Source organism: Sorangium sp. So ce1014, assembly GCF_051521505.1.
GTDB lineage: Bacteria > Myxococcota_A > Polyangia > Polyangiales > Polyangiaceae > Sorangium.
Map to the genome: position 1 here is coordinate 5,321,402 of NZ_CP150356.1, position 23,613 is coordinate 5,345,014.

19 protein-coding genes, 1 pseudogene and 2 riboswitches are annotated in these 23,613 nt (G+C 70.2%); of the genes and pseudogenes, 11 read left to right on the plus strand and 9 right to left on the minus strand.

Going from position 1 to position 23,613, the window contains the following annotated elements:
- Nucleotides 1–15: 15 nt before the first annotated feature.
- The 3 genes from WME75_RS20295 to WME75_RS20305 all read right to left on the minus strand — a co-directional run bounded on the left by WME75_RS20295 (nucleotide 16) and on the right by WME75_RS20305 (nucleotide 3,357).
- Entirely contained in the window at nucleotides 16–1,251 is a 1,236-nt protein-coding gene (locus WME75_RS20295; RefSeq protein ID WP_437493257.1) for a tetratricopeptide repeat protein, read from the minus strand.
- A 107-nt stretch (nucleotides 1,252–1,358) separates the two neighbouring features.
- Entirely contained in the window at nucleotides 1,359–2,690 is a 1,332-nt protein-coding gene (locus tag WME75_RS20300) for a Dyp-type peroxidase (RefSeq protein ID WP_437493259.1), read from the minus strand.
- 115 nt (nucleotides 2,691–2,805) lie between these two features.
- The gene (locus tag WME75_RS20305; protein ID WP_437493261.1) at nucleotides 2,806–3,357 is read right to left on the minus strand and encodes a hypothetical protein; all 552 of its coding nucleotides are present in this window, start codon (nucleotides 3,355–3,357) and stop codon (nucleotides 2,806–2,808) included.
- 310 nt (nucleotides 3,358–3,667) lie between these two features.
- Here WME75_RS20305 and WME75_RS20310 point away from each other — a divergent pair.
- A pseudogene (locus WME75_RS20310) lies at nucleotides 3,668–3,870 on the plus strand (Dyp-type peroxidase); the annotation flags it as partial.
- An 18-nt stretch (nucleotides 3,871–3,888) separates the two neighbouring features.
- Here WME75_RS20310 and WME75_RS20315 read toward each other — a convergent pair.
- From WME75_RS20315 to WME75_RS20325, 3 genes are all read right to left on the minus strand, one after another.
- A complete protein-coding gene (locus WME75_RS20315; protein WP_437493263.1) occupies nucleotides 3,889–4,755 on the minus strand; it encodes an HTTM domain-containing protein in 867 nt (288 codons plus the stop codon).
- A gap of 140 nt (nucleotides 4,756–4,895) precedes the next feature.
- Nucleotides 4,896–5,420: a hypothetical protein gene (locus WME75_RS20320; protein WP_437493264.1), complete on the minus strand. Its 525-nt coding sequence runs from the start codon at nucleotides 5,418–5,420 to the stop codon at nucleotides 4,896–4,898.
- A gap of 268 nt (nucleotides 5,421–5,688) precedes the next feature.
- Nucleotides 5,689–5,991, minus strand: a complete 303-nt coding sequence (locus tag WME75_RS20325) for a hypothetical protein (protein WP_437493266.1) — start codon at nucleotides 5,989–5,991, stop codon at nucleotides 5,689–5,691.
- A gap of 455 nt (nucleotides 5,992–6,446) precedes the next feature.
- Here WME75_RS20325 and WME75_RS20330 point away from each other — a divergent pair, with 455 nt between their 5' ends.
- Nucleotides 6,447–6,938 (plus strand): type II toxin-antitoxin system RatA family toxin, encoded by a 492-nt coding sequence (locus tag WME75_RS20330; RefSeq protein ID WP_437493268.1) that lies wholly within the window; start codon nucleotides 6,447–6,449, stop codon nucleotides 6,936–6,938.
- A 5-nt stretch (nucleotides 6,939–6,943) separates the two neighbouring features.
- Here the strand turns inward: WME75_RS20330 and WME75_RS20335 are convergent, their stop codons facing one another.
- Nucleotides 6,944–9,787, minus strand: a complete 2,844-nt coding sequence (locus WME75_RS20335) for a helix-turn-helix domain-containing protein (RefSeq protein ID WP_437493270.1) — start codon at nucleotides 9,785–9,787, stop codon at nucleotides 6,944–6,946.
- 122 nt (nucleotides 9,788–9,909) lie between these two features.
- On the opposite strand from WME75_RS20335, the gene WME75_RS20340 reads away from it, so the two are divergent.
- A complete protein-coding gene (locus WME75_RS20340; protein ID WP_437493272.1) occupies nucleotides 9,910–10,488 on the plus strand; it encodes a 2OG-Fe(II) oxygenase in 579 nt (192 codons plus the stop codon).
- Nucleotides 10,489–10,504: 16 nt separating this feature from the next.
- Here WME75_RS20340 and WME75_RS20345 read toward each other — a convergent pair whose 3' ends face one another.
- A complete protein-coding gene (locus WME75_RS20345; protein WP_437493274.1) occupies nucleotides 10,505–11,365 on the minus strand; it encodes an NAD-dependent protein deacetylase in 861 nt (286 codons plus the stop codon).
- 327 nt (nucleotides 11,366–11,692) lie between these two features.
- On the opposite strand from WME75_RS20345, the gene WME75_RS20350 reads away from it, so the two are divergent.
- From WME75_RS20350 to WME75_RS20385, 8 genes are all read left to right on the plus strand, one after another.
- Nucleotides 11,693–12,313: a cytochrome c-type biogenesis protein CcmH gene (locus tag WME75_RS20350; protein WP_437493276.1), complete on the plus strand. Its 621-nt coding sequence runs from the start codon at nucleotides 11,693–11,695 to the stop codon at nucleotides 12,311–12,313.
- Nucleotides 12,314–12,408: 95 nt separating this feature from the next.
- Nucleotides 12,409–12,616: riboswitch (cobalamin riboswitch) on the plus strand.
- Nucleotides 12,617–13,053: 437 nt separating this feature from the next.
- Nucleotides 13,054–14,517: a hypothetical protein gene (locus tag WME75_RS20355; protein ID WP_437493278.1), complete on the plus strand. Its 1,464-nt coding sequence runs from the start codon at nucleotides 13,054–13,056 to the stop codon at nucleotides 14,515–14,517.
- A gap of 68 nt (nucleotides 14,518–14,585) precedes the next feature.
- Nucleotides 14,586–15,566, plus strand: a complete 981-nt coding sequence (locus WME75_RS20360; protein WP_437493280.1) for a hypothetical protein — start codon at nucleotides 14,586–14,588, stop codon at nucleotides 15,564–15,566.
- Nucleotides 15,567–15,703: 137 nt separating this feature from the next.
- Nucleotides 15,704–15,911, plus strand: a riboswitch (cobalamin riboswitch).
- A 257-nt stretch (nucleotides 15,912–16,168) separates the two neighbouring features.
- The gene (locus WME75_RS20365) at nucleotides 16,169–18,661 is read left to right on the plus strand and encodes a ribonucleoside-diphosphate reductase subunit alpha (RefSeq protein ID WP_437493281.1); all 2,493 of its coding nucleotides are present in this window, start codon (nucleotides 16,169–16,171) and stop codon (nucleotides 18,659–18,661) included.
- Complete coding sequence (locus WME75_RS20370) at nucleotides 18,658–19,677, plus strand: ribonucleotide-diphosphate reductase subunit beta (RefSeq protein ID WP_437493283.1); 1,020 nt, start codon at nucleotides 18,658–18,660, stop codon at nucleotides 19,675–19,677. Before WME75_RS20365 ends, WME75_RS20370 begins: the two co-directional genes overlap by 4 nt.
- Nucleotides 19,664–20,086 carry an acyl-CoA thioesterase gene (locus WME75_RS20375; protein WP_437493285.1) on the plus strand — a complete coding sequence of 141 codons (423 nt, stop codon included), beginning with the start codon at nucleotides 19,664–19,666 and terminating at the stop codon, nucleotides 20,084–20,086. Before WME75_RS20370 ends, WME75_RS20375 begins: the two co-directional genes overlap by 14 nt.
- 19 nt (nucleotides 20,087–20,105) lie before the next feature.
- A complete protein-coding gene (gene metE, locus WME75_RS20380; protein ID WP_437493287.1) occupies nucleotides 20,106–22,418 on the plus strand; it encodes a 5-methyltetrahydropteroyltriglutamate--homocysteine S-methyltransferase in 2,313 nt (770 codons plus the stop codon).
- Nucleotides 22,415–22,654, plus strand: a complete 240-nt coding sequence (locus WME75_RS20385; RefSeq protein WP_437493289.1) for a cysteine-rich CWC family protein — start codon at nucleotides 22,415–22,417, stop codon at nucleotides 22,652–22,654. Before metE ends, WME75_RS20385 begins: the two co-directional genes overlap by 4 nt.
- 344 nt (nucleotides 22,655–22,998) lie before the next feature.
- On the opposite strand, the gene WME75_RS20390 is transcribed toward WME75_RS20385, so the two are convergent.
- Nucleotides 22,999–23,580 carry a DUF7676 family protein gene (locus WME75_RS20390; RefSeq protein WP_437493291.1) on the minus strand — a complete coding sequence of 194 codons (582 nt, stop codon included), beginning with the start codon at nucleotides 23,578–23,580 and terminating at the stop codon, nucleotides 22,999–23,001.
- Between the last annotated feature and the right edge of the window lie 33 nt (nucleotides 23,581–23,613).

Here is a 23,613-nt window from a genome sequence, read left to right on the forward strand (position 1 = left end):
CGGCGGGCGACCGCTTCACTCGATGTGGGCCTGTGGCACATGGGGGTGCTTCTCCGTTGATCGGTTCTTGCGCGAGAGGGGAGACGCCTGAAAGGCCTTCGTGTTCCCCAGGCGCGCCTGGGCCTCGGCGAGCAGATTGGCGGCGAGTCGTCGTTCACCGACGCGGACGGCGGCCTCGTGGGCCAACTCGAAGGCGCGGAGCGTCGGCCGGTTGGCCAGGTTGCGGCGAGCCAGCGACAGCGCCTTGAGCACGTCATTGCCGTCACCGAGGTAGAACTCGGCGGCGTGATCGGCGAAGGCGAGCTCGTGCCGCGCGAGGAGCCGATCGTAGGAGGCCCTGGCCCCAAGCAACTGTTCGTGCGCTTCCTGGGCGCGGCCCTGCTCCTTCAGGACCTGGGCAAGGCGCCACCTGGACTCCGGGTCGCCGCGGCGTGCCCCGGGGGTGAGGAGCGCCTCCGCCTTGGCGAGAGCGCCGCGCCTGGCGTAGAGCTCGGCGAGGTGGACGCGCGCCGGAACGTAAGTCGGCAAGTACGCCAGCGCCATTTCGTAATAGCGCCGAGCTCTCTCGGGCTGCGGCGCGGGCATGCGCTCGCCCCAGAGCACCCCGCGCTGGAAGCAGACCCACGCCGGCGGAAACGGGGAGACATCGCGGTACTGGGCGAGCGCCCGTGCATACACGCGGTCCGCCTCCTCGTACTCGCCGAGGTCCACGAGCAAGGCCGCAAGGGGGAGGAGCTCGTCGATGCCGGAGAGGGTCTGCGCCCTTCTGCGACGCACAGCCAATACCTCCGCCAAACGCTCGCCGGTCGCTTGCTGGATCGAGAGCCGCACCGGCTCGGTCATGGCCGCCAGGACGCCGCGGCGCCCGGCTTGGCGGAGGTCGGCTTCGGCCTCCTCGAATCGATGCAAGTACGCCGCGATCCTCGCCGACAGCAGGTAGGTCTCGCCGGCTTCGGGCTCATGACGACGGAGCTCTGTGGCAAGGTGACGCAGGCGATCCGGTGACTCTATGTCGCCCAGGAACTGTGCCTTCAACTGCTCGATCTGGACGATGCGATCCGGCGCGCCGTTCTTTCGGGCGAATCGGAGATAGTCGCTCCAGGCTGCGCGGAGCGAGCTCTCCAGATTGGAGACGGCGATGTCTCCGGACGTGGTCCGGAGGGTCGAGGCGCGTACGCCCGGCGCGATCCCGATCCCCAGGAAGAGCAACCCCAAAAAGAGCCCGATTGGCTTGATCGCGTGGGCGGGCATCGTCTGCCTCCTCGTGCACGTCCCGACGGCGAACGTGGCCTTGCCACCTCGTGGGCTCATCCATCCACGTCCACCCGTCAACATCCGCCGTCGGGTGAAAGCGCAGCTCATGTCTGGAGATCAGCGAGCCATCGCAGGGCTCGCAGCCCCGGCATGAACGCGTACTCACCGCCCCTTGTCAGGACGAACCGCGGCAATCCGTGGAGGCGCCGCGGGATCGGCCGCCGTGGAATTGTGAAGTCGCCGTCCCCCTCATTCGATCCGGTGATGGGGTCCTTGGCGTTCCCCGCCCCGATGAAAGCGCCGCTGTTGACCCACTCCGTTTGCACAAATTCGAACTGCCGCCCCGGGTGCGCTCCAACGAAGGCAAATATGAACCCCCGGTCGACACCATCGTCCTCCAGAACCCCTTCCGCGAGCGGAGGACCATAGACCGTTCCACGCCGGATCATCCGGTGCAGCCCGACCATACCCGCCACGCTTGAGTCTCGTGGGTTCACTCGGCGAATGTGTGATTCGAGAGGGGTCTTGTAGCCTGTCGGGTCGTCTCCATAGAGGAATGCGTTGTTGCGTAGCGGGTCGCCTCCCAGCTCGGGATCGTCGCTGGATGGGCTGAGCGCCAGGGGCGCACCGCTCCGCCAGCGCCCCATCATCTTTGCCGCCAGAAGCTCCTCGTCGTCCGGGCCGAGAGAGTTCTCCTTCACGTATCGGCGGAACAGCGCCACGCGTTGGTTCAGCTTACGAAAAGCCACGTAGGTCCCGTTGCGGCCCAGCGCCTCGGGCTGGGGCGTCAGGGCGCCGCCCAGCTCGTCCGGGTAGCCCAGGACGAATTCACCTGCCTTGTAAGGACGCTGCGCCGGGTTGGTTCCCGGAATGCCGCTGCCCTCGATCGCGGGATGGCTCATCCCGTCCCTGAACCCGAAGTGTTCCTTCGGACCGGGCAGCGCATAGCAATCCTGGCGCCAGATCAACGCAACTCCCGGCAACGCCTGGATCGCCTCTCGAGCGCGCTCAAGCGCCGCCTCCAGGCCGTGCGCGTCCGGCGACAGCGCAGTGATCACGACGTGGACGTCTGGAGTTCCGAGCGGTGCTTCCCAGTGCTCAGGGCTGCTATCGCCGGTGTCTCCCAGGTGGCGCGCGCGCGCGGCCATCCCCTGCTGGAACTCCCACGCGAAGCTATCGAGCGACTCCTGCGGCACGCCGAGCGCCTTGAGGCCCTGGAAGGTGAGCGAGGCGCTCACCCAGGTATCGGCCGCCGGACTCTCGCGGTGGGCGGCCGAGGCCACCACATTGCTGAGCCGCCTCATCAACTCCCGCCCTGCCTTGCGGTCGTCGATGCGAAGCAAGAGGTACGTCGCCACGTACGGCGCAGGCCGTGGGCGCAAGACCCCGCTCTGTATGTCATCCAGTTCGAGCAGGCCGCTGACTGACTCGGGCATCGGTCTCCTCCATCGCTGTTGGTCCTATTTGCCGCGAGGTTTCTCCAGAACGTCTAGAGGTCAATCGCGACAGGAGCGGGGATTCTGCTCCCTGTCTCGCAACCAGAGAATGAGCTCACTGCATCTGGTCGAGCATCGTGGAAAGGGCGCACTTGACCTTGAGCGCCTTGACCACCTCCACTCCGGTGGCGTCTGGATACTCCGCGTACTCCATGAATGGCTCAGCTGCGTGCTCACGTGCGAACTTGGCGAACGAGGCAGGGTTCTCCTTCCAGTCGGACGGAAAGCCTTCGAGTTGCTCGAAGATCGTGTTGAGGCCTGCCTGTTTGAAGAGCAGCACCGCGTCCTCTATATACTTGTCGAAATCCGTGTCGAAGAAGCCGATATAAAGGAACCACGTGGTGTCACCTTCCTTGTAGGTGGCCCAGCGCAGATGATGGAGCGCAAGCGGAGCGAGCGCCCGGGGTTGCTCCTTTATCAGATTTTCGATGGTCTTACCGTGTGCGCGAACCACATCCTCCCGTCCTGGTATGACCTTGGCGATGAGCGTGAACCCGCGTGACCTGGGGAGCGCCGTACCGAATCTCCCTACCTCTATCTCTTCGTCCGCTCTTGGCAGCGCTTCTGCAAGCGGTCGAATATCGGCGCAATTCCGTGTCCGGCTCATATCATCTCGCTTTCGTGACCGGCGGCCGTTTTCGTACTGGAACGCTTCCCCGAGGTGTACATCATTTTCTGTTCGGCTATCCGCAGTGGCCGAACGGCTGGCTCGGGAGGCATCTCATCGCATGTAACCCCCTGCATCGGGCATCCTTTGAAGGATCTGCAGCTCACCGACGAGAAGCGCAAGAGCACGCGGTCCTCTTGTCTCGACCTGGGGCGCGCCTCCCGGAGGGTAGTGTTCGACCACCTTGACGAAGGTATCCGGGAATATCCGATACTCGATGGTTCCCGGCCTCTGTCCCACGGGGACCCCGGCGTTCCGTCAGTTCCTGAAGGCGAACTCGGCGACTCCCGAGGAACCGAGGAAGAGGAGCGGCTCGCCGCCAGGATGATGGGGCGCTGGCGGAGCGGCGCGCCGCTGGCGCTCAGCCCGGAGAACGACGAGGCTGCTCTGGGCGCCGACCCGGCGCGCAACAACGCCTTCCTCTACCGTGACGATCCGAAGGGGTACAAGACCCTGCGCCGGCCTACCCGACTAGCGCTCTGACGACCCGATGACGTCGTGCACCGATCCCGTTCGCCCGTGAAGAGCGCCCACAGCCGAGGGCGCTCGCGCCTGTCGAGGGTCCGCCTTCACGCCAAACGCGGCAAGGGTGAACACCGACATGATGGCACCGAAGATATCGAGCCTCATGAAGACCGCGATTCCAACATGCAATCCGACCGTGGCTGCTACCCAGAGTCGCCGGGTCCGACGTGGCCAGATGAAGAACGGGTACCCGATCTCCACGAGCAGCACCATCCACCCCGCGGCCACGGCGATCCAGGCGTGGTGAGCGAGCCACGAAAAATCGAACCGCCGGTACTCGGGCAGCATGAGCGATCGCCACACCGCGTCGCCGTCCCACCACGCTGAGCCCAATGCCTTTTCCACACCACTCGAAAGGTAGACGAGACAAAGGTGCAGCTGTACCACCCGCAGCGCGAGACGCGCAGTCGCGCTCGGCTCAGGCGGCGCTCGTCCGAAGACACGATCGAGCGACAGCGCGGCGCCAGAAGGCATGAAAATGAGGTAGAACAGGAAGATGTTCGCGAACTGATCTGCTCCGTAGTTCGTCCTCTCCGCGGTCATCATCAACGTGAGATGGACGAACCAAGCGCACGCCGCGGAGGACCTCGTCCTCCAGCCGAGCAGGAGGCCAGCCAGCGACAGCACGTAGAGAAGACCCACGCCAGCGATCACCGAGCTCTCACCGACCCCGAAGCGCGAAAATGCATTCACGAGGTGGCCGATCCGGGGGAAGCCGATCGCGCCAGACCCGTCGAGGAGCCGTCCCTGAACGATGCCCGAACGCGAGTACAGCTCGGAAGCGATGGGCGCGATCAGCGCCGCCTGCGCCAAGAGGACCGACGCGAGCCCTATCCGGAGCGCTGCCAGGGGCCGCGCCGACGCGGGCGCGAGCGCGAATCGCCCCATCGAGCCCCACAGGCGCGCAGCTGCCGCTCGAGCATCCGGCAGGCGCAGGGTATAGGTCCGCTGCCTCATGGCGTCGCCTCTTTGTTGATCTCGCCGGTAGCGAGCGGCGCCTTCAGGTTGAACTTGGCCTGATATTCGACATACCACTGCGACGGCTTGCCCGCGCGATACTCCGCCATCGAGGGCAGGTCGTAGCTCTCGAGCCGGACAACAACGCTGTCCGCCTCTGGGTGCTTGGCGAACACCTTCGCTGCCCAGGACGCAACCAGGGAGCGCCTCACGGCCGGGTCCTGCTCATCCCAGTACATACCGATGATATTTTTGACGCGGAGGTCCGCTTCGCGGCTCGCTCCTGTCTCCAGCACCTCGGTCGTCAGCGTCCCCGCGCGATCCCTGACCTGGAAGGTGGCCCAGGGCAGAGGCCCGACGCTCGGAGCAAAGAAGGAATACGCGCTGCTGGCCCCGGAGAGCGCGCCATAGTAGCCCACCGCACGCTCCACCCATCCTCCGTACGGCAAGCGCACATGCAGCACACCCAGCACGAGCACCAGCCCGAGGTGGATCGCGGCAGCGGGAAGCACGAAGAGCACGCGCTTTCCTATGTCTCCTGTCTCGTCCATGGAGCTCACCCCCGTGGAGCCGTATTGCGCGCGGCGTGCCACCCGCTTTCGCCACCCACGTGTCCAATGCGTTGCCACCGGGCCCCAGAGCAGGCCGCGGTCGGACGGCGACGCTTGACGCGCGATGTCTCAGCGCAATCGCCCGCGATGTTCGACTCCGCGCTCGGCAAAGCGGACCCGGCATTCCGTGATGGTCGCGCCCAACTCCGTGGCCATCACGGTAGGGCCCATACCTGTACTAGCGCCGATAGGGCCGGTAGTGGCCGACAGCCGGCCGGTAGTAGCCGGCCGCCGGCCGGTAGTAGCCCGCAGCCGGCCGGTAGTAGCCCGCAGCCGGCCGGTAGTAGCCCGCAGCCGGCCGGTAGTAGCCGACAGCCGGCCGGAAGGCATAACGCTCGTTGTCCGGCGAGGGTGGCGTTGCTGTCTCCTCGACGAGGTTCAGGTTGTCGATCGGCACCGTATTCGCCGCAGAAGCAAGCGCAGAGATCGCGCACACTCCCGCGCTGACGGCGATGAGGCCAAGAATTTTCACGTGGTTCATTTATCGGCTCCTTCCCTCTTCGGTTGCGCCCGGGGGGCGCGACGTTGCGCCCATGACGATGCAGGAGACGGGCCGAGCTCGACCGGTGCGGCAGGTGGCAGGCTGCTGATCGCAGCGCACAGATCATTCCTGAGTTGTGGGTTGGCCAGGTGAAGGTGTGCAATGCGTGAGCGGTGTGCTGCGACACTGCGGCACCAGCGGCATTACAGCCATTCATGGCAGTCAAGAACCTACCCCCCGGCAGGGAGCGTCCAGGATCTTGGGAGGCCATGTTCTGGAACATGCGGAGATCCCGGCGAGGCGGCTTGAATTTGGGGGGTGCGTCGGTGATGCTCAATCTATCCCCCTATCCCCGCGGACCGCGCCAGCTCACTTCGGCTGCGTGGCTGGCGACCTGAACAGCCGTCGCAGCGCGCGCTCGCCATCGCGATCCCCGCGGCCCTATCCTGAGCGCCATGCCCACGATCCAGAGCACCGCCGAGATCGACGCCGCTCCCGACGAGCTCTTCGCGCTGTCCCAGGACCACGATCTCCGGCTCGAGTGGGACCCGTTCCTCCGCGAGATGCGCTACCGCGACGGCGCGACCGAGCCGGCCGTCGATGTGCGGGTGTGGGTGCGGGCGAAGAACGGGCTGTCCATGGAGGCCCGTTACATCACCCTGAACCCGCCGGAGCAGGTGGCGATCACCATGGTCGACGGGCCGCGGATCTTCCGCCAGTTCTCGGGCGCGTGGCTCTTCAAGGCGCTCTCGCCGCGGCGGACCCGCGTCACCTTCCGTTACAATTTCACGGCGCGCCCGCGGGTCCTCGCGCCGGTGCTGGAGCCGGTGATGGCGGCCGTGCTGAAGCGCGACGTCGAGAAGCGCCTCGCCGGGCTCAAGGCCAGCGCCGAGACGACGGACATCCTGCAGCGCCTGCAGCGCCGCGGGACGACAGCGGCGGCCTGACCCGCCTACCTGAACCGCGCCTCGCTCGCCGGGGTCGACCCGAGCCGCGACAGCGCCTCCCGCGACGCCGCCGCCTCGGGATGGCGCAGGCGCGCCCGCAGCGCCGCCGCCTCGGCGAGCAGCTCCCGCCCGCACGGCACGTCCCCCTCGCGCGCCGCCGCCACGCCCGCCCAGTGCAGCGCGTCCGCCCTCGCCCACGCGTCCTCGCCCGCCCACGCCACCGCCGCGTCGGCGAGCGCCACCGCAGACGCCGCCTGCCCCGCGCCGCGGGCCAGGGCGCACCGCGCGGCGACCACCGCGAGCCGCGCGCGGAACGGGCCGAACCCGCACGCCTCCGCGACGTGCAGCCCCTCCAGCGCCTGCCGCGCGCCGTCGTCGAGCCGGCCGCGCGCGAGCGCGAGCCGCGCCGCGAGCTCGTGGCACCGCAGCGCGACCTCCACCTCGCCCGTCACCGAGGCCCAGCGGCGCGCCTCGACGAGGTGCGCCTCGGCCGACGCGACGTCGCCGTCGCCGCCGCCGCCGAGCAGCGCGAGGCCGAGCAGCGTGTGGCCGTGCGCCACGTGCCCCTCCCAGCCGCGCCGCCGGCACGCCGCGAGGTTCCGCTCGGTGGCCTCTCGCGCCTCGTCCCGGCGCCCGAGCGCGAGGGCGTGCTCCGCCTCCCAGAGCGCGCGGCGCGCCACCGGGGCGTCGCCCATCGCACGCAGGAGCGCGAAGCGCTCGCCCGCCGCGTCGACCTCGCCGAGGTCGTGCAGCACCGCGGCGAGCAGCGCCAGCGCGCGTACCGCGTGGGCCTGGTCCGCGGCGCGCGCGACGCTCCCGGCGCTCCCGGCGATCCCGGCGATCTCCGCCGAGCGCTCCAGCAGGCGGCGCGCCTCGGTCAGGTTGCCCCGCAGCCGCTCCGTGTACGCGAGCGTGCGCAGGCCGGTCGCGAGCGGCGCGGGGTCGGCGAGCGCCCCGGCGATCTCGTTGTGCGCCTCGTAGCAGGCGCAGGCGAACGCGAGATCGCCGAGCGCGCCCGCGTAGAGGCCCGCGTCGTACGCGAGCGACGCGCGCACGCGCGCGGGCAGCGAGGCCGGCATGCCGCGGGGATCGTCGCCGCCGGCGAACGCGCGCAGGAGCCGGGCGCCGCGCGCCATGTCGCCGAGCTGGAGCCCGAGGTGCGCGAAGCCCCCGAGGCCGAGCGCGTAGATCTCGTACGCCTCGGTCGCGCGCCCGGCGCCGAGCAGCTCGGTGAGGATGGCCTCGTACGCGTCGACCGCCCGGCGCTCCCGCGGGGCCCGGCGCGGCGCCTCGTCGAGGCGCGGCGGCGGCGCGGCGCTCCCGGCGGCGTGAATGCGATCCGGCGGCACGCCGAGCAGCGACTTGAAGTGCTGCCGCACGAACGGGTGCGTCGAGTGGCAGAGCTCGCCCTGCCGCGCCGCGAACACGAGCCCCAGACGCTCGAGCCGCGCGAGCCCGCGGGCGAGCTCCGCGGCGCCCCACCCCGCCATGGCGCCCGCGATCTCGCCGCCGGCCCGGACCAGCCGGAGCAGCGCCGCCTCGCCCGCGCCGCCCGGGAACACCGAGAGGCGCGCGAGCAGGTCCCGCTCGCCCGGGGGCAGCGCGCGCGCGTAGGCCGACAGCACCGAGCTCAGTCGGCGGGCGAGGACGTCGTCGCGCTCGGCCTCGGCGAGGTGCGCCGCGCGCGCCGCCGAGAGCCGCCCCGCGTCGCCGCCGAGGAACGCGCCGACGTACGAGCCGACCACGGCGACCGAGAGCGCGTGGCCGCCGGTGCTCTCGAACAGCGCGCGGAGGGCGTCGTCGTCGCTCTGGATGCCCCAGCGACGCATCAGCGACGCGGCGTCGCCCTCGCCGAGCGACTCCGGCCGGATCGTCGAGAGCCCGCCCTCGGCCCAGGCGGCCAGATCCGCGAGCTCGAAGCGCGACGTGACGAGCGCCCGCGCGCCGCCCAGGCCCGCGGCGATCGCGCAGAGCAGCCGCCGGAGGAGCGCGTCGTGGAGCTCGCCGTGCGCGCGGCCGGCGCCCCCCTCGGCCTGCACGGTCTCGAGGCCGTCGAGCACGAGCAGGTGCGGCGGGCCCTGCCCCAGCGCCTCCTTCAGCCGCGCGAGCTGCTCGCCGGGCGCCGCCGGCGGCCGCGGCGCTGCGCCGGGGCCCGGCGCGAAGTAGGCCGCCGCCTGGTCGAGGAACGCCTCGGTCCTGGGATCGTCGTAGAAGCTCCAGACGAGCACGCCGCCGGGCCGCGGGGCGTCTCCGAGCCCCTGGAGGAAGCGCTCGGCGATCGCGGTCTTGCCCGCCCCGCCCACGCCGAGGAGCGCGATCACGCGGGGGGAGGGCGGCGAGGCGCCGGCCCACGCGGCGAGCCGATCGAGGATCTCCCCGCGCCCGACGAAGTGCCGCGCCCGCTGGAGCGTGTGCGCGTGCAGCGGGCGCCACGCCGGGGCGGCTCCGTGCGCCGCCGCGGGCGCGATGGCCGGCGCCTGTGCCTCTGCTGCGCCGCTGGGCGCCTCTGCTGCGCCGGCGGGCGCCTCTGCTGCGCCGCTGGGCGCCTCTGCTGCGCCGGCGGGCGCCTCCCCCGCCCCGGCGACGAGCAGGTCGGCCTCGGCGAGGCCGAGCTCGGCGCCGAGCCGCTCGAGGATGCGCCGGCGGGACGGGCTCCGGACCGAGAAGCCGAGCCGCGGGTCGTTGACGGCGCCCGACTCGTAGCGGCGGTAGGTCCGCACATCGACGCCGATCGACGCTGCGACCTGCTCCTGCGTCAGGTCGAGCTCGAGCCGCGCCCGCAGCAGGAGCGCGTGGTTGAAATGCGCCGCGGGCTCCGCGCCGCGGCCCGCCCTGGGGACCTGTGCCATCGCTGCGAGCCCTCGATGTTCGGCGATGCCCTGCCCTCCTGTCCACCGCGCTGCCCGGTCCTGCCCGGTCCTGCCCGGTCCCGCCCTTCCGGATCCGGCCCGCCGCGACGCAGGGTTCCCGCATGAGCAGCACGATCCACGCCGAACGACCCGCCCAGCGGACCGCCCACGCGGACGACCTCCGCATCTTCACGGTGACGAACCTCCTGTCGCCCGAGGAGTGCGATGGCTTCATCGCCCTCGCCGAGGCTCGGGGCTTCGAGCAGGCGCCGATCGGGGGCACCGACGTCGTGAACCTCGAGGTGCGCAACAACGGCCGCATCCTCCTCGACGATCCGGCCCTCGCCATGAGCCTCTGGGAGCGGCTCGCGCCGTGGACCCCGCCGCGCTGGTGCCACCACCGCGCCGTCGGGCTGAACGAGCGCTTCCGCTTCTACCGGTACACCGAGGGCGAGTACTTCAACTGGCACGGCGACGGGTCGATCCTGCGCTCGGACGGCGAGCGGAGCCTGTTCACCGCGATGCTCTACCTGAACGACGGCTTCGAGGGCGGCACGACCGACTTCTGGGGCGGCCGGAGCATCACCCCGCGGCGCGGGATGGCCCTCGTGTTCGAGCACCGCCGGCTCCACCGCGGCGCCGCCGTGACGCGCGGGTGCAAGTACGTGCTCCGCTCCGACGTGATGTACCGGCGCGACTGACCCCGGCGCGGCGCCCTCACCGCGGTGACGACGCGCCGGCCAGCGCCTCGGCGAGGCGCGGCAGCACGTCGCCCGCCCGGGCCTCGATCTTCAGCGCGCCGAGCTCCTCGCCGCGCGCCGACCCGAGGTTGACCAGGGCGATCGGGATGCCCCGCTGCGCAGCGCGCAGCACGAAGCGGTAACCCGAGAAGACCGCCAGCGACGAGCCCACGACGAGGAGCGCGTCCGCCGCGTCGACGAGGGCGAACGCCGCGTCGACGATCGGCCGCGCCACGTTCTCGCCAAAGAAGACGACGCGCGGCTTGAGCGGGCCGTCGCAGCGCAGGCAGGGAGGCGCCTGGAAGCCGGCCACGTGCTCGGCAGGGAGATCGGCGTCGCCGTCGGGGGCGATGTCGGCCGCGAGGCGCAGCCAGCCGGGGTTCCGCGCGAGCAGCCGCGCCTGGAGGGCGGCGCGCGGCTCCATCGCGCCGCACGCGAGGCAGGCGACCTCGGAGAGCGTGCCGTGCAGCTCGATGACCCGGCGGCTGCCGGCGGCCAGGTGGAGGCCGTCGACGTTCTGCGTGATGAGGCCCTCGAGCAGCCCGTCCCGCTCGAGCCGCGCGAGGGCGCGATGCGCAGGGTTGGGCTCGGCGCGGGAGAAGCGCTCCCAGCCGATCACCGCGCGCGCCCAGTAGCGCTGCCGGATCTCCGCAGAATGCGAGAACTCCCGCCCCTGGATCGGGTTGCGCGCGCGGCGCCGCGTCTCGGGCCCGCGGTAATCCGGGATGCCGGACTCGGTGCTGCACCCCGCGCCCGTCAGCGCCACGAACCGCTTGCCGCGCAGGAGCGCGATGAGGTCGTCGACCGGATCCGCGAGGAGCGCTTCGCCGAGCGGCATGGGCCGGTTTGTGACCCGTTTCAGGGGGCGCCGCCAGCCGCCGGCCGGCCGCCCGCCCGCCGGCGCGACGCTCGGCCCAGGCACGGCGACCCTCCGGGCCCACCCGTCCAGGCACACGCCCCCGGAGCGACGGATACGGGCGCTGCGCAGAACAGCTGGGACCGGCAAGCAGGGAGTCGAGGCGCGCGCCGGCAATGCGTCACGCTGTCGCACCTCATCGAACGTTGCAGCGGTATCCCGGCCTTCGGGCGGCACGCGGGCGCGCCGCGATGAGCGCGACATCGTGTCGCAGCGCCCTGGCGAGCGGCGGCGCTAGGCTCATTCGCCATGATCCAGCGAGAGCACGGCAGGTCCGCGAATGACTCGGCCCGTACCGCGCACGGGGCCCGCGAGGTGAGCTCGCCATTGCGCCTCGGGTTGCTGCGCGGCGCGCGCTGGCGCCGCGCGGCGGCGCTGGCCGCCTTCGTCGCGGGCGTGGCGATGAGCGGCAGGGCCGAGCCCGCGACGCCCAGCCACGCTGAGGCCGAGCTCGTCGATACGACGCCGGCGCCCGGCGAGCGGGCGCTCGCAGGGCGCCTGCTCGCGCCTTGCTGCTGGGATCAGACGCTCGATGTCCACGAATCGGAGGTGGCGCGCGATCTTCGCCGCGAGATCCGCGCGCGCCTCCGCCGGGGCGAGGCGGCCGGCGCCGTCGAGCAAGACCTCGTCGCACGTTATGGCGACCGCCTCCGCGCGGCGCCCTCGTCAGGCACCCTCGGCAAGGTCGCGCTTGGATTGATGCTGGGCATCGCGGTGGCCTTGCTCGGGGTCTTCGCCCTGCTGCGCTCGTGGAGGCGCAACGCAGCGCAGACGGGTCCATCCAGGGACGCCACCACGGCGGCCCTTCGCGACGAGTATGACGAGTATGACGAGCGCCTCGACAACGAGCTCCGGGAGCGCGACGCGTGAGCGCATCCCCGCCGTGACGCGGCATGGCGCGGTCGTCGCCCCGATCGTCCGGGCCCAGCCCCAACATCCCGCTTGACCGGAGTCCCGCACCACAATATGTAGTGCCTCGTGTTGGTGCCTCGGGCTTCGGCCCCGGGCTCAAAAGGGAACCCGGTGCGAATCCGGGGCTGCCCCGCAGCGGTAAGCGAGAACGATCTCCACGACGAGCACTGGCCTCCGGGCTGGGAAGCGGTGGACCGTAGGAACCCGGCGAGAGCCGGAGCGCTCGCAAGTCCGAAGACCTGCCAACATCCTGCGTCGGGGAGACATCCCGCGCCGGTTTGACCTGGAAGCCTCGTGGGAGGGCGGTAGGTCCGAGCTGGCGCCGACTCTCGCGCCTGTCCCGGTTCCGACCCGTTCCCCGAGCTTTCTTTCGTAATCGTCCGCGGGGACGAAGGGTCGGTCCGATGATCATCTCGAAGGTTCAGCGCCCTCGCGCGTCGCAGCTGGCTCCTCCGCGCCTCGCGTCCTCGTACCGAGCGCTCTGGCGTCGATCCGTGCGGAGCCGACGACGAGAGACGTCGCGCTGAGCCTTTCCGGTCGAGGATCAACACAACGTATCCCCCGTGCGCGTCGTCGCGCCGGAGCGCGATCACGCGCGCTTCGTCGCCCGATGGAGACAGCTCAGCTCTCGAGCGCGACAGGGGGGCGCAGGCACGCTCCTCTCCTGTTGCAGCAGAAGTAGAAAGGAAAGAGTCCCTATGCGCATTGTCGCGTCTTCCGTCACCGCAGCGCTCCTCCTGCTCTCACCGTCGGTGTTCGCTGACGCCTTCGACGAGTACGCGGGGAACACGTCGTATACGTTCGACCTTCCCGCCATCGCCGGCGGGTGGTCCGTGGCCCTGGATGGGTTCCCCACGACAGCCCAGGAGATCGATGGCTACGAGCTGGCCGGCCGGCTCCTCGCCGCCAACGATCAGACCGTGTACCTCCAGAAGAACTATGGTTCGAGCGTCTACGTGCCCGTCGCGACGCTGAGCGACGGGCCGATGGATCCGAGCTTCCTCGCCATCTCACCGGACGGCAGCACGATCGCGCTCGGGGTCGGGTACGGGGCGCCGCTGCTCGTGTTCCCGAGCTCCATCCTCAGCATCACCTCGCCGCCGGACCTGCTCAGCCACGTGGACGTGATCGAGCTCGACGTCGACTACTACGACCTGGCCTGGTACGGGAACGAGGCGCTCGTCATCAACGGCGGCTGGAGCGACCCGGGCGGCTACACGAGCGGCGTCTATGCCCTCGATCTGACCGCGTCGCCGATCACGGAGATCCCGCTGATCACGAGCATCCCCGGCGCCTCCGCGGGGATCGCCGTGGACTCCGAGGGCAACCTCGTCACCGGGATCGGCCATCTGACCTCGCCCAACCGGACAGGAGAGCTCCGGATCTGGGCGGCGGCCGACGTCCAGGGCGTCATCAATGGCACGTGGAACGCCTACGCGTATGGCGGCAGCGAGGGCTCGCTCCTGGCGAGCAACGTGCTGAACGCGGCGGCGCTCGGCTTCGACGAGGACGACACCCTGCATGTGGGCGGCGGAGACGCGTTCGGCGTCGGCGGCGCGAGCGAGAACGGCTACGCCGCGCTCATCCGCGCCAGCGTCGTCGCGAGCGTCGTCGGGGGCAGCCAGACGCCGGTGAACGAGGCGAGCTCGTCGCAGTACCTCGAGCTCGCGCCGGACGTCTGCGAGGACGACAGCACGACCTCGCCCATCGCGTTCGTCGGCCACACGAGCGCCCTGGCGATCGTCTGGAACCCGTCGGGCGACGAGTACTCGTCCCCCGCGGGGCAGTGCTACTCGGCCGGAAGCGCCTCGGACTTCTGGGAAACCTGGGTGACGCCGAAGGTGACGCTGTACTTCCCCGACGGCGCGCCGGACTCCGACAGCGACGGCGTGCCCGACGGCGCGGACAACGCCTACCTCACCGCGAACTCGAACCAGCGCGACACCGACGGCGACGGCTTCGGGAACATCGCGGACGCGGATCTCGACAACGACGACGACGTGGACACGGACGATTACAACATCCTGATGGCGGCGTGGAACACCCAGCTGGGCAACTCCGGATACAACCAGCACGCCGACTTCAACGGGGATGGGAGCATCAACAGCACCGATTATAACATCCATTCCGCGCGCTACGGTACGTCGGCGCCGTTCTACTGATCAGCACGCGGGCCGCGCGACGCGTCGGGCGCGTTCCGACGCGTCGCGCGCCCGCCCTCGGAGGTCTCATGGTGTTTCGCATCGCGCGCGCGAGCGTGCTTCTGTCGGTTCTCACGATCATCGCCTGTTCCTCGGAGGACTCGCCGTCCGAGAGCGGGTCCGGGGGAATGGGAGGAACGGCCGCGCAGGGATCCGGCGGCGCGGCCGGTCAGGGAGGGGCCACCGGATCGGGCGGCGGGGCAACCACGTCGTCGAGCGACGCCGGGAGCGGCGCGGGCGGCGCGACGAGCACCGGCGGCTCGGGCGGCGCTGGGGGCGACGGCGGCGCTGGGGGTGCCGGGGGCGACGGCGGCACTGGCGGAGAGCACGCCACCGGCGGCGCAGGGGGTTCAGGCGGGGCGGGCGGCGCTGGTGACGGCGGCGCTGGTGACGGCGGCGCTGGCGGCGGGGCCGCGGGCGGCGGCGGCGGCGGCGGCGAGGGCTGCACGGGCGCGGAAACGGTGTTCGCCTCCGAGGTGGTAAGCCACCTCTTCGGGCCGGGCCAGACCTATGGGCAGGACAGATTCCCGGGCATCGCCTTCGGTCCTCCCAAGGGCGGGGGTTGCTGCGCTGGCTCGACCGACGTGGTGTCTCTCGGCAACGGCGGCACCGTCACCTTCGGCTTCTCGGGCAATCTCATCCTCGACAGGCCAGGACCGGACTTCATCGTCTTCGAGAACGCGTTCCAGACGGGCCCGACCACCGTGTTCGCCGAGCTCGCGACCGTGGAGGTGAGCCAGAACGGCGTCGACTGGATAGCCTTCCCGTGCACGGCCACGGCGGCCGCCTACGGCTCCTGCGCCGGCTGGCACCCCGTGCTCGCGAACCCCGACACGAGCTCCATCGATCCGACCGACCCCGAGGTCGCGGGCGGCGATCTATTCGACCTCGCCGACCTCGAGCTCAGCTTCGCGCGTTACGTGCGGATCACCGATCGGCCGGACTTGACCGGCGCAACGGGCATCTTCGATCTCGACGCCGTGGCGATCGTAAACGCGTCCTGCCCCTAGCTCTACCTCTGCTGCGGGAAGTCGGCCGGGAAGCGAACCGCAATGACGCCAAGGAACCAGGAAGCAGTGAGGAAAGCAGAACGGGGGAATGCCGGCCCACCCCCAACATATCGCTTGACCAGCGCCGCGCACCACAATATGTAGTACCTCGTGTTGGTGCCTCGGGCTTCGGTCCGGGGCTCAAAAGGGAACCCGGTGCGAATCCGGGGCTGCCCCGCAGCGGTAAGCGAGAACGATCTCCACGACGAGCACTGGCCTCCGGGCTGGGAAGCGGTGGACCGTAGGAACCCGGCGAGAGCCGGAGCGCTCGCAAGTCCGAAGACCTGCCAACATCCTGCGTCGGGGAGACATCCCGCGCCGGTTTGACCTGGAAGCCTCGTGGGAGGGCGGTAGGTCCGAGCTGGCGCCGACTCTCGCGCTTGTCCCGGTTCCGACCCCCTCCCGCGTCGTCTTCCTTTCGCCCGCGGGGGCGAGCGGTCGGTCCGAAGGCTCTCTCCTGAAGAGCACGCGCCCCGTGCGCATCGGCTGGCTTCTTCGCTCTCGCGGCATCGACGCGAGCGGTCCGGGACCGCTCCGAACGAAGCACGACGAGGAGGATTGCCATGCTGAGCGATACGTCGATGAGGAGCAACGGCGCGGCGCCGTTGCGCGCGCTCCACACGCCCCACACGAGCACCCGCGGCGCCGAGGACGCACTCCCGCACACGACGATGCGGGTGAAGAAGAGGAACGGATCGAGCGAGCCTGTCGACGTCAACAAGATCGTCCGGGCCGTGAGCCGCTCTTGCGCCGGCCTGTCCGACGTGGACGCGCTCCGCGTCGCGACAAAGACCATCAGCGGCCTCTACGACGGCGCGACGACGCGCGAGCTCGATCAGCTCTCCATCCAGACGGCGGCCTCGCTCATCGCCGATGAGCCCCAGTACGCGAAGCTCGCGGCGCGCCTGCTCGCCACCTATATCGACAAGGAGGTCCGCAACCAGGAGATCCACGCCTTCTCGCAGTCCATCGCCCTCGGGCGGCGGCTCGGCCTCATCAACGAGCGACTCCACGGCTTCGTGGCGCAGAACGCCCGCAAGCTGAACGACACGATCGAGCCGGGGCGGGACAACGAGCTCGAGTACTTCGGCCTGCGGACCCTCTACGATCGCTATCTGCTCAAGCACCCCGAGACGCGCCTCGTCGTCGAGACGCCGCAGCAGTTCTTCCTGCGCATCGCGTGCGCGCTTTCCGAGACGGCGGCGCAGGCCATCGAGCTCTACCGGCTCTTCTCGTCGCTCGACTACCTCCCGAGCTCGCCCACGATGTTCAACGCGGGCACGGGCCACGAGCAGCTCTCGAGCTGCTTCTTGCTCGACTCGCCGGAGGACCACCTCGAGACCATCTACCAGCGCTACACCGACGTCGCGATGCTCTCGAAGTTCTCGGGCGGCATCGGGCTCGCCTACCACCGCGTGCGGTCACGCGGCTCGCTCATCGAGAGCACCAACGGGCACTCCAGCGGCATCGTGCCGTGGCTCAAGACGCTCGACGCGTCGGTGGCGGCCGTGAACCAGGGCGGCAAGCGCAAGGGCGCCTGCTGCGTCTACCTCGAGCCGTGGCACGCCGACGTGGAGGAGTTCCTCGCGCTGCGCGACAACACGGGCGACGAGGCCGCGCGCACGCACAACCTGAACCTCGCGAGCTGGGTGCCGGACCTCTTCATGAAGCGGGTCGAGGCCGACGGCGAATGGAGCCTGTTCGATCCGAAGGACGTGCGCGATCTGCCCGATCTCTACGGAGACGAGTTCGAGCGCCGTTATGCCGAGGCCGAGGCGGCGGGCCTCGCCAGGAAGACGATGAAGGCGCGCGAGCTCTACGCGCGGATGATGCGCACGCTCGCGCAGACCGGCAACGGCTGGATGACGTTCAAGGACAAGTCGAACCGCGCGTGCAACCAGACGGCGCTGCCGGGCCGCACCGTCCACCTCTCGAACCTGTGCACCGAGATCCTGGAGGTGACCTCGAAGGAGGAGTCGGCCGTCTGCAACCTGGGCTCGATCAACCTCGCGCGCCACACGGCCCTGCGGGAAGACGGCGCGGTCGCGTTCGACCTCGAGAAGCTCGCGCGTACGGTGCAGAGCGCGGTCCGCCAGCTCGACCGCGTCATCGACCTCAACTACTATCCCATCGCCTCGACCCAGCGCTCGAACCTCCGCTGGCGGCCGGTGGGGCTCGGGCTGATGGGGCTGCAAGACGTGTTCTTCCAGATGCGTCTGCCCTTCGACGCCCCAGCCGCGCGCGACCTCTCGCGGCGGATCTCGGAGGAGGTGTACTATCACGCGCTCTCGACGTCCGCGGACCTCGCGGCCGAGAAGGGGCGCCACCCGTCGTTCGACGAGACGCGCGCCGCCCGCGGAGAGCTCCAGTTCGACGCGTGGGACTCCGTCCCGGAGGACACGGCGCGCTGGGAGGCGCTCCGCGCCCGCGTCCGCGCCGAGGGGCTGCGGAACTCGCTGCTCGTCGCCATCGCGCCGACCGCGACGATCGCGTCGATCGCGGGCTGCTGCGAGTGCATCGAGCCGCAGGTGTCGAACCTCTTCAAGCGCGAGACGCTGTCCGGGGATTTCCTGCAGATGAACCGCTATCTGGTCGCGGAGCTCAAGCGGCACGGCGCCTGGAACGACGCCGTGCGCGCGCGGCTCAAGCTCGCGGAGGGCTCGGCCCAGGGCCTCGACGAGCTGCCGGAGGAGGTCCGCGCCGTGTACCGGACGGCGTGGGAGATCCCGATGCGCTCGCTCATCGACATGGCCGCGGATCGCGGCGCCTTCATCGATCAGAGCCAGTCGCTGAACCTCTTCGTCGAGACCCCCACCATCGGTCAGCTGTCGAGCATGTACTTCCACGCATGGAAGAAGGGCCTCAAGACGACCTACTACCTGCGATCGCGCCCCGCGACGCGCATCACCAAGGCCACCGTGGACGCGGCGCCGGACCGGACGCCCGGGGGCGGCGCCGAGCCGCACCCCGAGCGCGGGTGGGTGCCCGCGGCGAAGGCGGCCGCGGACGTGGCGTGCGCGCTCGAGAACCCCGAAGCGTGCGAGGCCTGCCAATGAGCCGCCTGAGCCGCCCCGCGCGCCTCCTGGATCCGGGCCACTGCCTCACCCTGCGCCCGATGGCCTATCCGGTCTTCTTCGAGATGTACCGCGCCGCCATCAGGAACACGTGGACCGTGGAGGAGGTCGACTTCTCGACGGACGTGGGCGACCTGCGGAAGATGACCGGCGCGGAGCGGCACCTCGTCCAGCGCCTCGTCGCGTTCTTCGCCACGGGTGACTCCATCGTGGCGAACAACCTCGTGCTCAACCTGTACAGGCACATCAACGCCCCGGAGGCGCGGATGTACCTGTCGCGGCAGCTCTATGAAGAGGCGTTGCACGTCCAGTTCTACCTGACGCTCCTCGACACGTACATCCCCGATCCCGAGGACCGTCACCGCGCCTTCGCGGCCGTCGAGAACATCCCATCGATCCGGGCGAAGGCCGATTTCTGCATGCGGTGGATCGATTCCATCGAGTCGCTCGGGCGGCTGGACTCGCGCGCCGCGAGGCGGCAGTTCCTCCTCAACGTCATCTGCTTCGCCGCGTGCGTCGAGGGGCTCTTCTTCTTCGGCGCGTTCGCGTACGTGTACTTCCTGCGCTCGCGCGGCCTGCTCCACGGGCTCGCCGCGGGGACGAGCTGGGTCTTCCGCGACGAGAGCGCGCACATGCGCTTCGCGTTCGAGGTCGTGAGCACGGTGCGGCGCGAGGAGCCCGACCTCTTCGACGCCGGACTCTCGCGGTCGATCGCCGACATGATGGATGAGGCGATCGACTGCGAGGCACGGTTCGCGGAGGATCTCCTCGGCGCCGGCGTCGCGGGCATGTCGGCGCGCGACGTGCGCCGCTACCTCGAGTTCTGCGCCGACCAGCGGCTCGCCACGCTCGGCATGCCGAAGCGCTACGGGGCGAAGAACCCGTTCTCCTTCATGGACCTGCAGGATGTCCAGGAGGTCACGAATTTCTTCGAGCGCCGCGTCTCGGCCTATCAGGTCGGCGTCTCCGGGGAGGTCGTCCTCGATGCCTCCTTCTGAGATCGAGCGCATCGAGGCCGGGCTCATCACCGAGGCTCGGCTCGTCGAGATGGTCTTTCCCGGGCAAACGAACCATTACGGGACGCTGTTCGGCGGACAGGCGCTCGCCCTCATGGATAAGGCGGCCTTCATCCTCGCCTCGCGCTACGCGCGCCGCGCGGTGGTGACCGCGAGCAGCGAGAAGGTCGACTTCCATGTGCCTGTGCGGCAGGGTCAGCTCGTCGAGCTCGTGGCGAGCATCGCCGCCACCGGGCGCTCCTCCATGACCGTGGAGGTTGGCCTCTACGCCGAGGATCTGATCAGCGGAGATCGGCAGCTCGCCACCCGCGGCCGCTTCGTCCTCGTCGCGCTCGACACGCACGGGAAGCCGACGAGCGTCCCACCGTTCCGATCGATCGCACAATCCTGAAAAGGAGAAAGGGACTCCCATGTCCGTGCTCGCAACGTGTCTAGGTTATCCGCGTTTCGGCATCGCTCGAGAGCTGAAGAAAGCGCTCGAGAGCCACTGGTCGAAGAGCTCGCCGGCGAGCGAGCTCGAGGCGACGGCGTCGACGCTCCGTCGCCGGCACTGGTCGGCGATGAGGTCGCTGGGCATCGATCAGATCCCGAGCAACGACTTCTCGCTCTACGACCACATGCTCGACATGACGGTCGCTGTCGGCGCGGTGCCGGCGCGTTATCGCGCCATCCCCGATCCTCTCGTTCGTTACTTCGCGATGGCGCGGGGTCTCCAGGACCGCGCCGCGGGCGTCGACGTCGCCGCCCTGGAGATGACGAAGTGGTTCGACACGAACTACCATTACATCGTCCCCGAGCTCGATCCTGGTCAGCAGTTCGAGCTCGAAGCGTCGAAGATCGTGGGCGAGATCGAGGAGGCGCGCGCGCTCGGCGTCGAGACCCGCCCCGTGGTGGTCGGACCCGTCACGTTCCTGCTCCTCTCCAAGCTCGCGCCGGGGTCGCCGGCCGGCGCCAGCCCCCTCGATCTCCTGGATCGGCTGCTCCCGGTCTACGAGGCGCTGCTCGGGACGCTCGCGGAGCGGAACGTCGCGTGGGTCCAGATCGACGAGCCGTGCCTCGTGCTGGACCTGGACGCGCGCGCTCGGGACGCCTGCCAGAGGGCGTTCGCCCGGCTCGCCGCGTGCGCGCGGCGACCGCGCGTCCTCCTCGCGACGTACTTCGGCGCGCTCGGCGAGAACCTCGCGCTCGCCGCGGGGTCGGGCTTCGATGCGCTCCACGTGGACCTGGTGCGCGCGCCGGAGCAGCTCGACGCCGCGCTCGCGGCGCTCCCGCCGTCGATGTCCCTCTCCGCGGGCGTGGTCGACGGCCGAAACATCTGGCGCACCGATCTCGACGCCGCGCACCGGCGGATCCGACGCGCGGTCACGGCGCTCGGGCCGGACAGGGTCTTCGTGGCGCCCTCGTGCTCGCTGCTCCACGTGCCCGCCGACCTCTCCGTCGAGAAGAAGCTGGACGCGGAGCTGCTCCGCTGGATGGCCTTCGCCGCGCAGAAGCTCGCCGAGCTCCGCGCGCTCGCCGACGCCGCCGCGACGAGCTCGCCCAGCTCGGCGGCCTTCGACGAAGCGCGGAGCGCGCTCGCCGCGCGGCGCGCCTCGCAGCGGACCCGGAACCCGGGGGTCCGCGCGCGGGTCGACGCAGTGAACGATGGGATGCTGCGCCGGGCGTCGCCGTTCGCCGAGCGGGCGGCGAAGCAGCGCGCGCGCTTCGGCCTCCCGGCGTTCCCCACGACGACGATCGGCTCGTTCCCTCAGACAGGCGACGTCCGCGGCGCTCGCGCCGCGCTGCGCGCTGGTCGGATGACGTCGGAGCAGTACGAGCGATTCCTGAAGGACGAGACGCAGCGCTGCGTGAAGAGGCAAGAGGCTATCGGGCTCGATGTCCTCGTACACGGCGAGTTCGAGCGCAACGACATGGTGGAGTACTTCGGCGAGCAGCTCGCCGGCTTCGCGTTCACCGAGAACGGGTGGGTCCAGAGCTATGGTTCGAGGTGCGTGAAGCCGCCCGTGCTCTTCGGGGACGTGTCGCGCCCTTCCGCGATGACCGTCCCGTGGTCCACGTTCGCGCAGTCGCTCACGGCGAGGCCCATGAAGGGCATGCTCACGGGGCCCGTCACGATCCTCCAGTGGTCCTTCGTGCGCGACGATCAGCCCCGCAGCGAGACGTGCGCGCAGATCGCGCTGGCGCTCCGGGACGAGGTGGCCGACCTCGAGGCCGCCGGCATCGCGATGATCCAGGTGGATGAACCGGCCATCCGCGAGGGGCTGCCCCTCTGCCGCGACGCCTGGGGAGCCTACCTGCGATGGGCCGTGGACGCGTTCCGGCTCGCCACGAGCGGAGTCCGCGACGAGACCCAGATCCACACGCACATGTGCTACTCGGAGTTCGGCGACATCCTCGACTCCATCGCCGCGATGGATGCCGACGTGCTCTCCATCGAGACGTCGCGCTCCAGGATGGAGCTCCTCGCCGACTTCGCGCGCTTCCGCTATCCGAACGAGATCGGCCCGGGCGTCTACGACATCCATTCGCCGCGCGTGCCGACCCTCGACGAGATGGTCAATCTGCTCGAGGTCGCAGCGCGCGTGCTGCCCGGCCATCAGCTCTGGGTGAACCCGGACTGCGGGCTCAAGACCCGCGGCTGGGAAGAGGTCGAGGCGGCCCTGGTCAACATGGTGGAGGCGGCGCGGCTCGCTCGACAGCGGCTCGCCGGCGTGACGACGTGACGGGTGCCGACATCGATACGTCGCGGTGTCCGCTCTGCGACGAGGCCAATGCGTGCGGGGTGGCCGGGGGGGCGCCGACATGCTGGTGCTTCGAGGTGTCGATACCCGCAGCGGTGCTCGATCGGGTCCCCCAGGAGGCGCGGGGCGTCGCGTGCGTGTGCAGGGCGTGCGCGACGGGGCGGAGGGATCCGGCCAGGACGACTGAGCTGATCGGCCGGCTGTTGCGGGGCCGGTGACGCGCCTCCGGTCCGCCGCCGGAGGGCCGGGGTCGCTCCTCGACCGAGGATCTGCCCTCCCGCGCGCTGCGCCAGAGGTCATCGACAGGCTCGCCCTCGTCAGCGCAGCCGAGGAACGCGACAGGGGGAAACCATCGCACCCGCGATCCACACCCATCGGGAGGTCATTTCAGCCCCTTTGCCCAGCCAGGCGGGCCGCGCCATAACACACGGTCGAGCCTGGTAGCACGATCTTTCAAGATCGTGCTACCAGCCCAGCCGACGAGGCGCCGGCAGGCGAGCGGCGACAGAAAGGATGGATCCGGGGCCCCTCGCTCAGGCCGCCGGGCGAGCTGACGTTGCCGCTATCCGCACATCCGCGGGCGCCGAGGATCATCGACCGGCGCGGGCTCGGCCGGCACGCCCGCGAAGCGCGCGCGCAGGTCCATCCAGAGCGCGAGCCTCGACCAGTCGGGCTCCTTGACGGGCTTCATGCGCTCCTGGTCGAGCCACGGGTTCGGGAAGAACACCGTCATCATCTGCTCGTTCCGGCCGTTCCAGAGCCTCAATCCCCAGCTCCTCGAGCGTCCCTCCGCGTCGCGGTCGCAGTAGAACGCGGCGCGCGCGCACTGCCGCCATCGCGCGAGCTCCGGCGGCGTGGGCCGCGCCTTCGTCCCCTTGTGGGCTCCGACGCAGAGGTGAAAGTGCCATGCGCCGGGCTCGTCCGGCCCGATCGTCAAGTAGCCGTCGAGGTAACCGACCCGGGGCTTGCTCGCGAACCGGAGCTCGAACACGGCGCCCTGGAGGCACGGGCCGAAATCGATGGCGCTCCAGTGGTCCTCGAACAGGACCCTCACCAGCTCACGATACGCCTCTTCCGCCGGCGGGACATCGAAGTACTCCGTCGTCGTTCCGTCGAGATTGCGCTCGGTCGAGCGTTCAGCCACGTCATCACTCATCTTGTCTTGTCCGATCTCCAG

Coding starts and splice junctions, on each gene's coding strand:
- WME75_RS20295 (WP_437493257.1), bottom strand. CDS start 1,251: ATGCCCGCCCACGCGATCAAGCCAATCGGGCTCTTTTTGGGGTTGCTC.
- WME75_RS20300 (WP_437493259.1), bottom strand. CDS start 2,690: ATGCCCGAGTCAGTCAGCGGCCTGCTCGAACTGGATGACATACAGAGC.
- WME75_RS20305 (WP_437493261.1), bottom strand. CDS start 3,357: ATGAGCCGGACACGGAATTGCGCCGATATTCGACCGCTTGCAGAAGCG.
- WME75_RS20325 (WP_437493266.1), bottom strand. CDS start 5,991: ATGAACCACGTGAAAATTCTTGGCCTCATCGCCGTCAGCGCGGGAGTG.
- WME75_RS20330 (WP_437493268.1), top strand. CDS start 6,447: ATGCCCACGATCCAGAGCACCGCCGAGATCGACGCCGCTCCCGACGAG.
- WME75_RS20335 (WP_437493270.1), bottom strand. CDS start 9,787: ATGGCACAGGTCCCCAGGGCGGGCCGCGGCGCGGAGCCCGCGGCGCAT.
- WME75_RS20340 (WP_437493272.1), top strand. CDS start 9,910: ATGAGCAGCACGATCCACGCCGAACGACCCGCCCAGCGGACCGCCCAC.
- WME75_RS20345 (WP_437493274.1), bottom strand. CDS start 11,365: ATGCCGCTCGGCGAAGCGCTCCTCGCGGATCCGGTCGACGACCTCATC.
- WME75_RS20350 (WP_437493276.1), top strand. CDS start 11,693: ATGATCCAGCGAGAGCACGGCAGGTCCGCGAATGACTCGGCCCGTACC.
- WME75_RS20355 (WP_437493278.1), top strand. CDS start 13,054: ATGCGCATTGTCGCGTCTTCCGTCACCGCAGCGCTCCTCCTGCTCTCA.
- WME75_RS20360 (WP_437493280.1), top strand. CDS start 14,586: ATGGTGTTTCGCATCGCGCGCGCGAGCGTGCTTCTGTCGGTTCTCACG.
- WME75_RS20365 (WP_437493281.1), top strand. CDS start 16,169: ATGCTGAGCGATACGTCGATGAGGAGCAACGGCGCGGCGCCGTTGCGC.
- WME75_RS20370 (WP_437493283.1), top strand. CDS start 18,658: ATGAGCCGCCTGAGCCGCCCCGCGCGCCTCCTGGATCCGGGCCACTGC.
- WME75_RS20375 (WP_437493285.1), top strand. CDS start 19,664: ATGCCTCCTTCTGAGATCGAGCGCATCGAGGCCGGGCTCATCACCGAG.
- metE (WP_437493287.1), top strand. CDS start 20,106: ATGTCCGTGCTCGCAACGTGTCTAGGTTATCCGCGTTTCGGCATCGCT.